The organism is Arthrobacter sp. MDT2-3 (assembly GCF_059090465.1).
Genome location: NZ_JBNHFS010000006.1, coordinates 241953 through 254510 on the forward strand (window position 1 = coordinate 241953; position 12558 = coordinate 254510).

Consider the following 12558-nt stretch of genomic DNA (forward strand, 5'->3'; position numbering starts at 1 on the left):
TGCCTTCTGCTTATGCCCCAAGCGCCTCAACATCAGGTCATCGGCCATGGCCAGCACCACGAGCGCGCCTTTCACACCCGTGCTGTAAGAACGGGTGTGAAGGGCGCGTTCATCCGTGGCGTGAGCGAACTGAATCAGAGATAAGGGCGATACTCTGAATTGGGCATGTGCTCTGGAAAGTGACTGCCAACGTAGGCTACGAGGAGCTTTGAACCGAAAGTGCTCGCACAGCCAGGGAATCATCGATGGCTCCGAGGAAGCCACCTGAAGGCGATTCGACGAGCACAGGGCGCCCAGTGTCGATGAGTTTTTGCATAACACCTGCCAGAAGCTCGTCGCCGGTCACGGTGGAAGTTCGGAGCTGCAAGGAACTCAAAGTTCGGCTTGAGCCGTCCAATTTGAGGAGGTCCTGCGCCGTAATGACGAAAGGTGCACGCGCATCGGGACGGACCAGTGCTGAGCCGCCTCCATTCTGGGCGAGGGCGGTAAGGGCAGCCTCAACGGGCAATTCGGCGGGCAGCTCAGGGAGAGCTTGCGCGATGGTCGCAGCACGAACGACCTTGGCGCGCGGAGCCTCCACAGCAAAGCGCCGGACATAGTCATCGGCAGGGTTCAATACGATTTCCTCCGGTGTCCCTACCTGGACTAGAACACCGTCACGCATGATGGCGATGCGATCACCTACCTTTAGAGCCTCGGTCAGATCATGCGTAATGAATACCGAAGTCTGGCTGCCGCCACGAGCAAGCCGCACTAGTTCGTCCTGCAGGTCGGCACGGATTAGCGGATCAAGTGCGCTGAATGGCTCGTCCAGCAGCAGAAGCCGAGGGTTTTGTACAAGAGCGCGCGCAAGGCCCACACGCTGACGCATACCGCCGCTGAGCTCACTGGGGTACTTACTTTCTGTGCCGGAAAGTCCGACTAGCTCGACCATTCGGTGCGCCCGTTCTTCCCGTTCCCGGCGTGGAACTCCAGAGATTTCCAGCCCATACGCGACGTTCTGAAGCACTCGGCGATGAGGGAGCAACCCGAAGTGCTGGAATACCATGGCCCAATCGCGCCTCCGCTGCTCCGACAGCTGCGAATCCGACAATGTCAGCACATGGCTGCCGTCGATGTCGACCCGGCCTGCCGTCGGCTCAATGAGTCTGGTGAGACAGCGGATAAGCGTCGATTTTCCGCTGCCCGAAAGCCCCATCACAACGAACGTCTCGCAAGGACGGACCTGGAATGAAACGCCGCGTACCGCTGTCATGTGACCCGGAACGTAGGTGGCGCCGTCGCGGTATTCCTGCAGCGCACGTTTGGGATTCGGACCATAGATCTTCCAAAGATCATCCACTTCAATAGTGGAGCCGGCGGTGGAAGGATCGCTTTCAGGGATGCGTGTCTGCTCAGTGCGAAGGTGCAGTCGCCCTGCTTGCGGGGACAGAACTTGTTTCGTCATTTGGCTTCCTAGCTACTTTGGTCATTGATGCATGCTGAGCGGATGCGATGAATTGTGCGCATCCGTTGAAGAGACGGTCCAGAACCACGCCCAGCAGGAACATTGCAAGACCCGCCTCCATCCCGGTACCCAACAAGGCGCGGTTAACTGACGTCAGGATGTTGGCGCCGAGACCAGGTGCCCCGATCATGGCACTGACGACTGCCATCGCAAGAGCCAAGAGCAAGGCCTGGTTGAGACCGACCATCATCGTCTGCAGTCCCATTGGAATACGGATCTGGCGGAGGATTTGTCCCGGCCTAGCCCCGAAAATCTGCGCTGCCTCGATCACCTCGTGGTCGGCTCCCCGAAGGCCCGCGTTGGTAAACCTGATCATTGGGGGAACTGCAGCGATGAAGGTGGCAAGCACTGCAGCTACTTCGCCTACTCCGAGGAGCATGACAGCGGGGATAACCAGCAGATAAATCGGCAGAGTCTGCATAATATCCAGCACAGGCCGGATGATTGCCGCTGCCGTATCGTTCATAGCCATCAGAACACCAAGGGGGAACCCGATCAGTATCACGAGGACCAATGCCACGGTGACCACTGTCATGGTCAGTACCGTCGCTTCCCACATACCGAGGCAACCGATGAATGCGACGCCAAGCCCTAGAACCAGGCCTTGAATTCTACCAACGGTCAGTATGCCAAGTGCCGCAGTGATCCCGACAACAAGTGCCCACGGAGTTGCGGCAAAGAAACTACCGAGCAGATTAAGGCCGTAAGTTTGGATCATCCCGCTGACTGAGTCCAGAAATGGCCCCCAGGTGGTAGTTGCCCAGAGGACAGCTACCTCCACCGGTTCTCGAAGTCGTAGTGGCACTCCCCAGGGAGGATCCGAGAAGTACTGCCACCGACCGCGAAGAACCTGGGAAGCAAGTACGGTCAGCAGAAACAGCGCCAGGCAGACGTGAGCCGAACCGTACGGGGCGCGGAAGAACCCGAGAAACCGTTGGAGCCAGCTTGAGGATCCATCGCGGTGTGATTTGAAGCTCCGCCCAGCCTCACGGGGAGCGGTAGCGCGATCAATGATAACCGCGACCAGCACCAATGCAACGCCGGCTTGCAGGGCGTCACCGAATGCGAGACGGTTCAGCCCGCTCCAGATCGGAGCCCCGAGACCTGCGGCGCCAACCATGGCTGCCATGGTAGCCATGGCAATTGCGTACATGATCATCTGGTTGCTGCCCGCCCGGATACTGGGTTCAGCCATCGGTAACTTCACGCCGAACAAGAGTTGACGCCGGGTCGTACCAAGTGACGTTGCCGCTTCGAGCACCTCAGGCGAGACGTTGCGAAGCCCAACGCTTGTCATCCTGGCAAGCGGTGGCAGCGCCCAGATTACCGTCACTACCAGCGCTGCGGCATTGCCCATACCGAAGAGGAAGACGACAGGAACAAGATAAGCGAATGCCGGGAACGCCTGCATGGCATCGAGCAGCAACCGCACCATCGCGCTGGTTCGAGGACCCAACGATCCTATAAGACCGACGAGAATGCCCAACACAAATGCGGCTGAAACAGCAACAAGCATGAACGCTATCGTCTCTACTGTGTAGTCCCAGAACCCACCGAGGACAACCCATGCGAACAGGAGCGCGGTAAGTCCCGCGAGCTTAAGCCCCCGAAAGTGGGCAACCGCGAGCACTACTCCTGAAGCGAGGATAACCGGCGATATAGAACTCAGTATGGTAAGAAGGCCCTCGAACGTTTGCTCCAAGACAGCCGCGAATGGCTTGTAGGCCCAGGGGGCACTCTCTGCAAAAGAAGAGAATCCTGTTTCGAAGGCATTCCCTACCGGTAGACGCAGGGCTTCAGGGAAGCTCTTAGGTCCCCAGACCACGGCGGCGACTGCAGCAATACCCACCAGGGCAACAAGACCGTAGTTCGAAAGAAGACTGCTGCCCCTAGCAGGACTAATCCGGATCGCCACCATGGCCTCCTTTCTCGTAATTAGCACGCTCTTGGCTGAATTGTGTAGTCAGGGCCGCGTGAACAGTCCACCGATTTATCCGGTAACTCATCGCCCCAAGCTGCCTTTGCGGGCGCACGCTCAGTTCTCGGTTGCACTTCACGCCCAGCTGGTCCAAACGTCGCGGTTGTCTTTCATCCATTCCTTGACGGCCTCTTGGGGTGACAGGCCGTCATCGATCACTTTTGCCTGCAGTTCCTGCAGCTGATCGTTGTTCAGATCGTAGTTTTTGAGGATCTGCCAAAGCGTTGGGTGGTCCTTCTCGACCACGGAAGAAGCCCACTGATAGATGACAGTTTCGGGCCACTGGCACGCGTACGTCGTGCCCCAGCATTCTTTGGTGTGTTCGGGGAACTCAACGCGGGTAAGGTCGTACTTCTGCGTCATGTAGTTCGGGCGCCACATCAAACCGAGCCACGGCTTGCCCTGTTCATACGCTCGTGTGAGATCTGCGTACAAGGCAGCTTCTGAACCGGCGAACACCATTTCGTAGTTGAGCTTGAGGTTCTCGATGCGCTGCGGATCACCGTAGGCAAACGCCCAGGACTCCGCGCCTGACATGAACTGGCCTTTAGTGCCCGTCTTCGCGGTCGCAAAGGCGGAAGCACAGTCGTTCAGAGCTTCCCAATTCGGCAACCCAGGGCATGCGGGTGCGATGCCTCGCTTTTCGTCTCCCTTAATGACGTAGGTCGGGACGTACCATCCTTCTTCCCCCGGGTAATCGGTGGTGCCGACCTCCACGACGCCCCCTTCGCCGGCATACTTGTCCCACAGTTCGGGTGTCTGCCATTTCCAGTACGCCATTCCGACAATGGGCTGCCCCTTGGAGGCAGCTGCCATGGTTTCGGTCACGGCACCCTGGAGTACTTCAGCCTGACCCCCCAGTTCGTTGACCACGGAGACCATCAGGTTTGCCTGGATGTCCTGTTCCAGGTCTCCTACGGTGGTGAACTGAACTTTGCCTTCTTCCTTCAGCGCGGAAGCAATTGCGGAATCCACCGCTTCCGAGCCGGGGCCTGCTGCCTCTTGTGGGGTGCAGCCGCTTACAAGGCCAATCGTGCACAGCCCGGCGACGACGGCCATTGGCCATCGCTTATCTGCCCAAAAAGATATCTTGGTCATGTTGCCTCCTAGACTTTCGGTATTGGAAGGCGATCTGGGAAGTCACCTGTCTCACCACTAGTGAAGAACTATGATGTGCGTCACGACACTGGGAAAATTCCAGTGATTCGGCGACTATTTGTGGGGGTCACGAAACGGAGGGTTCGGCGTTGAGCATGGATAGCTGTCCCAAATAGGTGAGCGTGTAGCAGAAAACGCACGTCCCCCGTAACGCCGACGTAGAACCTTTTGACAAGACCATGGCTCCCTCTCTTCGACCAAAGCGACCGCTGCTCTGGACTGTCGCCGTCAGGGTCATAGACGTAGAGCAATGGTTCGCTCTTATTCAGCCGCCAAGATTCTGGCCAGAGCTTCGTAAACCTCCCAAGAACCGGATGGGACCTGTTCGTAGGAAGTTTGATTCATGTTCAGAGCAATGCGGAACAAAATCCGCATCGGGTGCTCGTGGCAACAGTTCCGCTTCCAGCGCGGTCTCCAGCACATTCCTCGTGAACTGGTTCAGCAGCCCGCCCGGGCCTACCTGGCTCACGCCCTGCTCCTTGGCCTGCGTGAGCAACGCTCCGCAAGCTCCTTCTGATCGATGATCTCTCCCGTCACAGGATCGATCATCACCCTGTCATCTCGGTCGTGGATTCCGACACGGCCGTCCCCTTTCGGGTCAGGCCGGACCCTCACACACCGTTATTCAGACAGTCCCGTGGCAGGACGCGGATCCGGCGCGCGACCGGGGAACCGGGCTGGATTCCCAGGTCTTCTGGCCTCTGGGGGCATTGGCGCTCTTGGCGGCCCGCATTTGGACGTAGGGTTCGAACAGGTCGTGGGTGTGCATTCGAGATGTCGCAGAGCGCTGGGCAGGTCTGGGCGGGAATGCGTTCCGGGGTCCCCTCCATCAGCGCTGTAGCGGAAGTGGTCTGCCACAGCCCCATAGCAATCAGAGCAACGGAGGCAACAATGAGCAGCACCCAGATCGCGGTGAGAGGCCAGCTTCGCGGGTACCTGGACTCGGGCTTAGTTTTCCTGACAGCCCCTGTCCGTGTGCATTGTTAGTCGCTGAGGTATTGTTCTTGTGCCCATTGGTCACAGTTCGAGCGCTTCGTAATCTTGTCCCATACGTTTGTTCTGCAACACACAAGATGAGGTTCAACGATGAAGCGCATCACACTGCTTTTGAAGCATGCTGGCCGCTCCGGAGCCACCGGCTCCCATTGCCCTGCCACCGGGCTCTGGAGCCCGGAAGGGGAACCGCAAGTGGTCCAGCCGTTCTCGGAAGGACACGTCTTTCCGGCTTACGACGGTAAAGCCGCTACCTGGCGTCCCGCCGACGAGACGCCATGAGAGCGGCTAGCTTAAGCTGCAGGTTCGACCCTGGTCAGCCGAGGAGTCGGTGGAGTTGGCGCAACGGGCGGAATTCTCTTGTGGGGAGGAGGCGTGGGTCCGCGAGAGCCTGACTCACGGGTGGGAAGCCGCCCAAGGATGATGACACGGACCCTCGGCAGCCGAGGCCACGGATGGGTGTCCCTTCCTGATCCAGCTCGTGGGCTACTTGGTGGTCTGCGTGGTCCCTCCACCACACGCTCATGCGCAGTGGATCCGTCGAGGCGGAGGAATTTCCAAGCTCTCCATAGTGCTTCCGGTCGACTGATGGCTTCTTCGTGTTTCCACCAGGACGGGCACCATGTTCGATTAGTTCCGCTGAGGCTGCGCCGGTAGGACGGGGAGAGGTGTTCCTGGACGAAGCTGACCACGTCCGGGTAAAAGCTTCGGCTTAGGATTTACTTCTTCCAGCTCAATGGCCGGGGAGAGGTCTGAAATAGGCCCTCTGACACCTCCGGCTTAGGGTTCTTTCTGCCGGCGGCAGGACGAAGGCGCGTCTGCGTCGACGCTACACGGGCGGATTAATCCGCAGGACCACGTCGCTGCCCCACGCCTCATCAGCACCCACAACGAGGGCGCCCGCGGCAACGTAATCCTCATCACGGAACGAGGCGGACTCCCCCGCACCCTTCTCGACCACAACCTCGTAGCCCAACCCCAACAACTGTCTGACGGTGACCGGCGTCGCCGCCACTCTCTTCTCGCGGATCAACTCGGCCACAATTCCAAATACGTTTCACTAACTTCACGTTCTTTGATGTATGTTGCCGAGGATTCCGCCGAGCTGGTCAAGCGGCCGGGCAACGGTATTCCGAAAGCCGTCCTTGCCCGTAATCACGGATCAGCCGGGAGCGGCCTGCCAGTACTTCGCCACGCCACGCTAGAGTGAACCGCTCCCCTGCCGGCGCCATTGTGGTCCCATAGCCGCCGTAGCTTGACGGAAGTTCCCTTATCGGCCTTCAAAGCACGGGAGTAAAAGTGGATGCGAGAACTCCGGACCAGACCGCATTTGGCGAAGGGGTGCGTGGGCGGTGAGAAGCAGCGCAAGAAGTGTCATGCGGCAGAAGATTAACTCCCCCGGTCGCACCTTTGGCTAAGGGCTACGTCATCCAAGACTCCGTCACTGTCGGCCGATGCTACTGTACGTTTCTGGCTTCGCTTTGCGATAAACGACGGCCATTACGATACCTAAAACAAACAGGCCCACAATCAAAGCCATTAGAGCGGGACCGGCGGCGCCAGGAATGCGTGACGAAGATGCCGAAGCTGCACATGGCCGACCGCTCCTTCGAGCGGCCCTTCGACGCAGTTGAGTGACCTCGGGGCCCTCCGGATTGAGGACCCTGCCATCCGGAGCGGATCGTAGTGGCGGCCTCTGTGCCATGGTTCATGACGCTCTTCGGCCGGGACTCCCTTTGGGCCTCGAAAATGGCGTCGGCGGTGGATCCCTCTTTGGTGCTTGCCATCTTGCAGACTCTAGCTGACCGTCAAAGCAGCGTGGCCGACCCCGAGAGCTAGGAGGAGCCGGGCAAGATCCTGCACGAGGTCAGGTTCGGCGTCTCAACCGGGCTTGCGCTGGGCTGCAGGTCCGCCTACCACGGCAGCGTCGACACCACACCGCTCTTGGTGTCCACCTTACGATCGTGAGCCGCTGGGGCTCTGCCAGGGACACCATCGCTGCACTGCTCCCCCGTGCCGACAGAGCACTGGATTGGATCTGGAACTACGGGGACAGGACGCCGACGGAGTTGTCGAATACGAGCGTCTCAACGATCAGAGCCTCACCAACCAAGGGTGGAAGGACTCCTACCTGGACAACGACATTAGTCAAGCCACGCTCGGCTCGGGTCCAAGCCGAGCGTGGCGAAGAGGCAGACGGCCTGGACGCTCATAGGCGCTCAGCCGGTCGAACTCTCGTGTTAGAGGCTGAGACCTTCCGATGCAGCATGCCGGTAGAAATCGACATATTCAGGGGGAAGCGGATCGTTGTTGAGGATGACGTCGGCGGCTTTTTCGGCGATCATCATGACGGGGGCGTAAATGTTCGCGTTCGGGATAGACGGCATCACGGAGGCATCAACAACTCGAAGGCCTTCAACTCCGTGTACCCGGAAGCTGTGGGGATCAACGACGGACTGGTCGTCGTTGCCCATCTTGCAGGTTCCGCACGGATGGTAGGTCGTTTCGGCATCCCGAGACACCCAATCAAGGATCTCCTCATCCGTCTGCACGTCGGGGCCGGGCGAGAGCTCGCCGCCGTTGAATGATGCGAACGCGGGCTGATCCATGAGGGCCCGAGTAGCGCGAACACCGTCAATCCATTCCTGGCGATCACGCTCCGTGGAGAGATAATTGAACGTCGCAACTGGTTGTTCGAACGGATCGCTGTTCCGCAATTTAATGTGCCCCTTCGACTGTGGTTGCTGCGGACCGAGATTGATTTGATATGCGTGAGGGGCCGGAGCAGGTGTGCCGTCGTTTCGCACGCCCAGCGTGAGCATTGTGAGCATGAGGTTCGGCATGGGGGCGTCATCGAACGAGCGGATGAAGCCGCCGCCTTCGAAGTGATTGGACGCGCCCGGCCCGGTCCTATTGAACAGCCACTTCAGACCAGTCATCGGATAGGTGTACTTTTTGACGATGCTCTGGTTAGAGACGGGCTGCTTGCACTTGTAGTTGATGAACGCTTCCAGGTGATCCTGCAGGTTCTCGCCGACGCCAGGCAGATCGGCGACGACGTCGATGCCGTGCTGCCGTAGCTCAGCGGCGTTACCAACGCCCGAGAGTTGCAGCAGTTGTGGCGAGTTGTACGCACCGCCGCTCAGAATTACTTCCGTGCCTCTTGCGATGGTTCGACTGCGACGCCGGGTAGCAAACTCGACGCCGACTGCGCGTGTTCCCTCGAAGACCACCCGTGTTGCTCGAGCGCCGGTGATGACGTGGAGGTTCTTCCGCTTCTTCACCGGGTCAAAGTAGGTGCGCGCAGCGTTGTAGCGTTCACCGTTCTCGATGTTTGAATCGAACGACGAGAATCCCTCCTGACGATAGCCGTTCACGTTGTTAACGAGCTCGTAGCCCGATTGCTTGGCCGCTTCGAAGAGCGCACCAAACAATGGGTTTCGCTTTCCGTTGTGGTGATGCTGGTTAACTGGGATAGGTCCCGATCGACCTCGGTACGAACCGGTTGGATCAGACCCCTTGAACGTCTCGATCCGCTTGAAGTACGGAAGAACGTGAGCGTAATCCCATTCTTCGGTTCCGGTCTCTTGAGCCCAACGCTCGTAGACGAGTGGGTTGGCGCGCTGATAAAACATCCCGTTGATTGAGCTGCATCCACCCATGACCCTGCCGTGATAGTGGTCAATTCGACGACCACGAAGTCCTGCCTCCGGCTCCGACTTCGTGCGCCAATCATAAAAGGGATGGCCCATGAGGAAGAGGAATGCTGCGGGCACTCGCACGGGAACGTCCCATGAGGAGTACCTGTGCCCGGCTTCAAGGACTAATACCTGGTTTCCCGGATCTTCGCTCAGCCGGTTCGCGAGCACGCAACCAGCCGATCCTCCCCCAACAATGATGTAGTCGTAACCGTCAAGCTTCATCCCGTTGTCCTCACTTGGTAGATGGGCGTTCATCGATCGAGTCGCCCGACCAAACGCCGTGGCCTAGCTCACATCCTTCCCCAAGTTTCAGAGAGACGGGCTAGGAAAACTTACGAAGTGGGAGTCGGCATTTTGTGGGCGATGACAGGTTGATGGATCTGCATGTTTCCTGACTGACTGGCACATAGGAATCTGATCGGACAGCTGGGACATCGTGCAGTTGTGCCATGGCTCACTATTCTGTGCTTGTTTCGGAAAAATTCCGAGGCGGTGTCCCTTCCCGGCAAGCGATGATTGAGCTCGGACGATGACCAAACTCGGACGACGACCACCGAAGGAATAACAATGACCCTGGAAAGCATGGACCTTACAGCCTTTGCGGAAACGTACCTCGCTAACGAGAGTGATGAAAACGCGTCAAAGGTATTTAACCCAGCGACCGGAGAAGTGATCGCCAGGTTCCCGATTGCATCTGATTCCGACGTCGATGCGGCCGTGCAGCGAGCTTCGGCGGCGTTCAAGACTTGGGGAAACACCTCCCCGGCCGAGCGCGCGACCGTGCTGCTTAAAATCGCTGACGCGGTCGAGCAGGAGAGCGATGAATTCTCGCGGATTGAAAGTGAGAACGTAGGGCTTCCCCTTGAAGATGTGCGCGAGTTCGTGGTGCCGACAATTGTGGATGTTCTCCGATTCTTCGCAGGCGCTGCTCGCATCTCCACGGTGCCATCAGCTGATGAGTACGACAACGAGAGCACTTCATGGGTTCGCCGGGAGCCGCTCGGTGTCGTCGGACTCATCACGCCTTGGAACTATCCCCTACTGATGGGTGCCTGGAAGATCGCACCGGCACTCGCAGCCGGCAACACTATGCTGATCAAGCCCGCGACGGTGACGCCGCTCAGCACCCTCAAGCTGGTCCAGATCGCCAACCGCTTCCTTCCTGAAGGCGTGATCAACCTCATCCTTGGTAGCGGAGAAGCGGGGACCGCGATGGCCAAGCACCCCGGAATTCGAAAGATCGCCTTCACCGGTGCAACTGCGACTGGCAAGTTTGTGGCAGCAACTGCTGCAGAGACCGTCAAGAAAGTGGGCCTGGAGCTCGGTGGCAAGGCACCGGTGCTGGTCTTCGCTGATAGTCCAATCCGCAAAACCGCCAAAGACCTCGTCGCCTTTGGTTATTCCGGAGCTGGCCAAGATTGCACGGCTGCGTGCCGCATCATCGTCGAAGAATCTGTGTACGAGGAATTTGTCGAGGAGTATTGCAGGGCAGTCAGCGAGCTTGTCCTCGGTGACCCATCAGATCCTGCCACGACGCTGGGGCCGGTGATTTCAGAGAAGCAACTGAAGTCGGTGCTCGGGTTCATTGAACGCGCCCGGGAAGCCGGCAACACCATCAAGATGGGCGGAAAACAGGCTGATCGGCCGGGCTGGTTCATCGAACCGACTGTGATCACTGACGTCAAGCAGACGGATGAGATCGTTCAGAGCGAAGTGTTCGGCCCAGTGGTGACTATCCAGTCGGCACAAAGCGACGACGAAATGCTGCAGTTCGCCAATGACGTCAACTACGGCCTGTCAGCAAGCGTATGGACGACCAACCTGGCACGCACTTTGCGCTTCACCAAAGAACTTCGCTTCGGCACGGTCTGGGTCAACCAACACACACCGAATGTCTCTGAGATGCCCTTCGGCGGATACGGTGAGTCGGGCTACGGCCGCGAGCTGTCTCTGCACGGTCTGGACGAGTACTCCCAGCTGAAGCACGTCATGGTGAAACCTGGGCTCGACCTTTAGAAGCTGAGATAACTAGGAGATGACAGAGAGAGCAATGACCACGATTACAAAAGTTCCGGTAAAGATGGCTGCGGTTCAATTGGTCGGGCACGGTGGACTCGACCAGCTGGTGTACAGGACCGATGTGCCGACCCCTGTTGCGGAGCCGGGAGGAGTCCTCGTCAAGGTTGGCGCCTGCGCGCTCAACAATACCGAGATCAACACCCGCACAGGATGGTACGACCGGGTGGTGGAGGAGTCGGTCTCGGAGGAGCTTGGTCTGTCTGGGCGCGAGGACGGGGCCGGTGCCACCTGGAATAGCACGAAAATGTCGTTTCCTCGGGTTCAGGGGGCTTCGGTCGCTGGAACGATCGTGGCAGTCGGGGAAGGAGTGGATGAAAGCCGGATCGGTACTCGAGTTGTCGTCGACCCGTCTGTTCGGGATCCACAGCTGCCTCGCCGTGCTCAGATTGTCGAGTACTTGGGCGGTGACCGAGACGGCGGATTCGCGGAATATGTAAACGTGCCGTCCGTGAACGCGCACAGGGTGAGCACTGACCTCAGTGATGCGGAACTCGCCACTTTCCCGTGCTCTTACGACACCGCCGAAGAGATGCTGGCTCGGACCGAGCTTAGTGAGGGCGAGACGGTCGTCGTGACAGGTGCGGCCGGCGGCGTGGGTACTGCAACTATCCAGCTGGCACAGGCACGTGGCGCCCGCGTAGTCGCAATCGCGAGTGCTGCCAAACAGGCCCGGCTGAGGGAACTCGGCGTCGACGGATTTGTCGCACGGGAGGAACCGGACCTAGTGGCTGCCGTTGCAGATATCATCGGTGAACGCGGCGCCGACGTTGTCATTGACGTTGTCGGAGGCAGCATGTTCGAGAGTTTGCTTCTAATGCTTCGGCGCGGGGGTCGGTACGCAACAGCAGGCGCCATCGGTGGACCGGTGAGTCGTATCGACCTTCGGGAACTCATCTATAAGGACCTGGACTTGCACGGGATCACGAACCCGACGCCTGAAACGTTCGCTCGTCTCGTCGGTCTCATCGAGGAGGGAAAGATCAAGCCTCTCGTAGAGGAAGTCTTTCCGCTCTCTAAGGTCGGTGAAGCTCAGGAGACGTTGCTTAGGAGAACCCATATCGGCAAGATTGTCGTGGTGCCTGACAGTTCTATGAGTTCCTACTCAAGTACCCACAATTGAAAAGAGGAACTTCTTGGACCTG

At 58.7% G+C, this 12558-nt stretch carries 8 protein-coding genes and 2 pseudogenes; 3 read left to right on the forward strand and 7 right to left on the reverse strand.

The features are described 5' to 3' along the window. Positions 1 to 196: 196 nt before the first annotated feature. From AC5RUQ_RS17760 to AC5RUQ_RS17785, 6 genes and pseudogenes are all read right to left on the reverse strand, one after another. Entirely contained in the window at positions 197 to 1447 is a 1251-nt protein-coding gene (locus AC5RUQ_RS17760; protein ID WP_493948647.1) for a quaternary amine ABC transporter ATP-binding protein, read from the reverse strand. Beyond that, on the reverse strand, positions 1395 to 3425 hold the full coding sequence (locus AC5RUQ_RS17765) for an ABC transporter permease (RefSeq protein WP_493948649.1): 2031 nt from the start codon (positions 3423 to 3425) through the stop codon (positions 1395 to 1397). Before AC5RUQ_RS17765 ends, AC5RUQ_RS17760 begins: the two co-directional genes overlap by 53 nt. 135 nt (positions 3426 to 3560) lie before the next feature. Beyond that, the gene (locus tag AC5RUQ_RS17770) at positions 3561 to 4544 is read right to left on the reverse strand and encodes a glycine betaine ABC transporter substrate-binding protein (protein ID WP_493948650.1); all 984 of its coding nucleotides are present in this window, start codon (positions 4542 to 4544) and stop codon (positions 3561 to 3563) included. Between the two features lie 490 nt (positions 4545 to 5034). Next, a pseudogene (locus AC5RUQ_RS17775) lies at positions 5035 to 5192 on the reverse strand (IS256 family transposase); the annotation flags it as partial. A 737-nt stretch (positions 5193 to 5929) separates the two neighbouring features. Then, positions 5930 to 6328 carry a DUF4913 domain-containing protein gene (locus tag AC5RUQ_RS17780; RefSeq protein ID WP_493948651.1) on the reverse strand — a complete coding sequence of 133 codons (399 nt, stop codon included), beginning with the start codon at positions 6326 to 6328 and terminating at the stop codon, positions 5930 to 5932. 137 nt (positions 6329 to 6465) lie between these two features. Next, positions 6466 to 6678 (reverse strand): hypothetical protein, encoded by a 213-nt coding sequence (locus AC5RUQ_RS17785; RefSeq protein WP_493948652.1) that lies wholly within the window; start codon positions 6676 to 6678, stop codon positions 6466 to 6468. 506 nt (positions 6679 to 7184) lie between these two features. On the opposite strand from AC5RUQ_RS17785, the pseudogene AC5RUQ_RS17790 reads away from it, so the two are divergent. Further along, positions 7185 to 7809: pseudogene (locus AC5RUQ_RS17790) on the forward strand (glucosidase family protein); the annotation flags it as partial. A 67-nt stretch (positions 7810 to 7876) separates the two neighbouring features. On the opposite strand, the gene AC5RUQ_RS17795 reads toward AC5RUQ_RS17790, so the two are convergent. Continuing rightward, the gene (locus AC5RUQ_RS17795) at positions 7877 to 9559 is read right to left on the reverse strand and encodes a choline dehydrogenase (protein WP_493948653.1); all 1683 of its coding nucleotides are present in this window, start codon (positions 9557 to 9559) and stop codon (positions 7877 to 7879) included. 345 nt (positions 9560 to 9904) lie between these two features. On the opposite strand from AC5RUQ_RS17795, the gene AC5RUQ_RS17800 reads away from it, so the two are divergent. Both AC5RUQ_RS17800 and AC5RUQ_RS17805 read left to right on the forward strand, forming a co-directional pair. Beyond that, entirely contained in the window at positions 9905 to 11353 is a 1449-nt protein-coding gene (locus AC5RUQ_RS17800; protein ID WP_493948654.1) for an aldehyde dehydrogenase family protein, read from the forward strand. Positions 11354 to 11387: 34 nt separating this feature from the next. Then, positions 11388 to 12536, forward strand: a complete 1149-nt coding sequence (locus AC5RUQ_RS17805) for an alcohol dehydrogenase family protein (RefSeq protein WP_493948655.1) — start codon at positions 11388 to 11390, stop codon at positions 12534 to 12536. The last annotated feature ends 22 nt before the right edge of the window (positions 12537 to 12558 follow it).

Excerpts from the sequence above, each read along its gene's own strand:
- AC5RUQ_RS17800 (WP_493948654.1), top strand. The coding sequence starts at position 9,905 with ATGACCCTGGAAAGCATGGACCTTACAGCCTTTGCGGAAACGTACCTC.
- AC5RUQ_RS17765 (WP_493948649.1), bottom strand. The coding sequence starts at position 3,425 with ATGGTGGCGATCCGGATTAGTCCTGCTAGGGGCAGCAGTCTTCTTTCG.
- AC5RUQ_RS17770 (WP_493948650.1), bottom strand. The coding sequence starts at position 4,544 with ATGGCCGTCGTCGCCGGGCTGTGCACGATTGGCCTTGTAAGCGGCTGC.
- AC5RUQ_RS17795 (WP_493948653.1), bottom strand. The coding sequence starts at position 9,559 with ATGAAGCTTGACGGTTACGACTACATCATTGTTGGGGGAGGATCGGCT.
- AC5RUQ_RS17760 (WP_493948647.1), bottom strand. The coding sequence starts at position 1,447 with ATGACGAAACAAGTTCTGTCCCCGCAAGCAGGGCGACTGCACCTTCGC.
- AC5RUQ_RS17805 (WP_493948655.1), top strand. The coding sequence starts at position 11,388 with ATGACCACGATTACAAAAGTTCCGGTAAAGATGGCTGCGGTTCAATTG.